Source organism: Frankia sp. CeD (assembly GCF_000732115.1).
In the GTDB taxonomy this organism is placed as follows: Bacteria; Actinomycetota; Actinomycetes; order Frankiales; family Frankiaceae; genus Frankia; species Frankia casuarinae.
On the sequence record NZ_JPGU01000101.1, the window covers coordinates 1 to 2,590 of the forward strand.

Sequence of the window (2,590 nt, forward strand, 5' to 3'; positions counted from 1 at the left end):
CCGGAACCAGTGCCCGTTCAATTCGTCAATTGGTGATCCTTAACGGCCGAAAGAATCAGACAAACAGAGATTGAAAAGGCTCAGTAGAGAGCGCAATCGCTAAACCAAACGATCCGGCATCCGTAGATGCTTACACAAAGGCTATTCGCCCGACACGACGCGAGACGCGAAGAGGCACACGATCACGGAGACATGGACGCAGCCTTCTAATCGGCAGATACGGTCAACAAACGCATCTCAGGCGATCTCGATCATCCAACGAATCTCACACAGCCGCGAGGCTGATCCCACTCGAAGGTTAAGATCGACCGCACAGGATTCTTTTAGTGACGAGTCACCCCTCCCGCAGCCGGAGTCGGACACGTCGGCCGCGCCAGCAATCCGGCCACGGAGACCCGAACACGAGAAGCATCCATGAAGACACTCGGGGGTGTCAAGGCTTGACATCAGGACTGACAACACAGCGACTCTGCGTTGACCCGTTGCAGAACGTTACGAGAAACGAAGGGGCTCCGTAGCCAGCGCCTCGGCAAAATTGTCGGTTGACAAGCAAACCTAAGATCACTTCTAGGCATTGCGCGATACGGCTTACTTAACGATCTTTTCCCATGCGGTCAGCTTTCCAGCAGGTCAGAGTCGCTGCCGGGGCGGAGAATCCGAGGAAGTTTGGCCGTCGCGGACGCGAGGCAGCGGCCGCCACCGAGTCAGCAACGATCGACATCGGCGACGGAAGCAGAGGAGGCGACTAGGTCGCTACATTGGGTAACGGATCGACGAACGAGCATCACGAAGGGCAAGCCATGGGTAAAGATATGATATTCATCACTGGCGGAACGGTGACTTTGTCGGACCGACGCACCGAGAGAACCTGGCAAACGGTGGTTGCTTCGTACGCGCTCGCGACTACCGCCGTCACTCGATCGGAGTACCAGCGGGTCACCGGAGGCCCGCCACCCTCCCCCGCCGACGGGCCCCTGCCCGCCGTCGAGATCTCCTGGTGGGACGCAGCGGCGTTCTGCAACGCTCTGTCACAGCAGGAGCGGTTGAGTCCCGTGTACAGGTTGGACCCGCTCGCGGAGGTTGCTGAGTGGGACGAGACGGCGAACGGCTACCGCCTTCCGACCGAGGCGGAATGGGAACACGCCTGCCGGGCCGGGACGACCGGACCCCATTACGGCGCTCTCAACGACATCGCCTGGTACCGGCACAACTCCGATGAGCGGTCCCATCCCGTCGGCGGCAAGCAGCCGAACGACTGGGGCCTCCACGACACGCTCGGCAATGTCTGGGAATGGTGCTGGGACGTCTACGACCCGGAGGCCTACGGCACCTACCGGGTTCTGCGCGGCGGCGGCTGGTTCGACGAACACTGGAGCTGCCGGGCATCCGTCCGCCGCCGGAGCCACCCCACACTGCGGCTCGATGACGTCGGCTTCCGCGTCGCCCGCTCCGCGACAAAGTCGTAGCACCAGGCTCGACGGACTTTGTCATCGACGGCACCATACGCACCAGTCGTCTTGTCCGGTGATCAGCTGCTCACGCTATGAGCAATGGGGCGCCGGCCGCTTCGGTCGGACGACTGCCGCATGTAGGCGTAGTCGCCCTCGAAGCGGGGCGCGTAGGTCACCTCGGGCACCAGCGATCCGGAGCCGTCCGGCAGGCGCCGCACCCGCAGAACAGCGTTGAAGCCTTCTCGAACGGTCGGGTTGCCCTTGGCGTCGACACGCATCGATGTGAGCTGGCCGCTGGAGTCGCCGGCCTCCAGCGGCCAGGCCCCGCGGTCGCTCAGCCGGGCAGCGTGCGGACCGTCGAAGCTGGTCGTCGCGCTCTTTCCCACCCGCAGGTACGCCTCGCACGACACGTCGGTCGCTGTGAACGCCCCACCGGGCGCGCAGATGATCACGCTGCCATGCTCCTCATTGCGCCACGTTCCGGAGATTTGGGCCTGGGTCAGGGGCCGGATGTAGTCCAGCATGTCGCAGACGTCACGAAGCAGATCGCGGCGCACTGCGTGCGCCTCGTAGACAATACGGGCTAGTCACCCTGACCCTTGGGACGCCGCGACGGCGTGAAAGGATCAGCCCGGCTGCCCGCTTACGTCGTCCGCTTCTTGGTCCTGGAGGCCGTGGGCTAGTCTGCCGCNGGGACCCGACCCGCAGGGTCGCGCACTATGCTTCGAGCACGCCGGTCAGAGTTCTGATCTCCCTTCGGTCCCCGGGCAGCCGTTCGGTGTCCGCCCGTGAGGTCAGGAGGTCCGGCAGCGCGATGAACCCGCCCGTCGAGGTCGTCGACGACGCGCACGAACAGCTGGTGGCGAGAGTCGCCGCGATCGACGTCGCCAAGGCGTCCGGCAAGGTGTGCACCCGCGTCCCGCACGAGACCAAGAAGGACAAGCGGTATACCCAGACCTGGAACGTCGCGGCGAACACCCCCGCGATCATCGAGCTGGCCGACCATTTAGTCTGTCAGGGCATCGAACGGGTGGTCCTCGAGAGCACGCCGGTAATCAGGCGTCGCCGTAAGGCCGTCCGTGACGGAGGTTGACGGGTCGGGAATCGGTCCGGCGTGTCGGTCACGGACTGCGAATCTG

At 63.9% G+C, this 2,590-nt stretch carries 3 protein-coding genes; 2 read left to right on the top strand and 1 reads right to left on the bottom strand.

Features of this window, described 5'->3' with window-relative positions:
• Positions 1–812: 812 nt before the first annotated feature.
• Positions 813–1,466, top strand: coding sequence for a formylglycine-generating enzyme family protein (locus CED_RS21045; protein WP_035913682.1), 654 nt, complete (start codon positions 813–815; stop codon positions 1,464–1,466).
• Positions 1,467–1,528: 62 nt separating this feature from the next.
• Here the strand turns inward: CED_RS21045 and CED_RS21050 are convergent, their stop codons facing one another.
• On the bottom strand, positions 1,529–2,008 hold the full coding sequence (locus tag CED_RS21050) for a hypothetical protein (RefSeq protein ID WP_035913684.1): 480 nt from the start codon (positions 2,006–2,008) through the stop codon (positions 1,529–1,531).
• Positions 2,009–2,265: 257 nt separating this feature from the next.
• Here CED_RS21050 and CED_RS21055 point away from each other — a divergent pair, with 257 nt between their 5' ends.
• Positions 2,266–2,544: a hypothetical protein gene (locus tag CED_RS21055; RefSeq protein WP_152569826.1), complete on the top strand. Its 279-nt coding sequence runs from the start codon at positions 2,266–2,268 to the stop codon at positions 2,542–2,544.
• Positions 2,545–2,590: the final 46 nt, after the last annotated feature.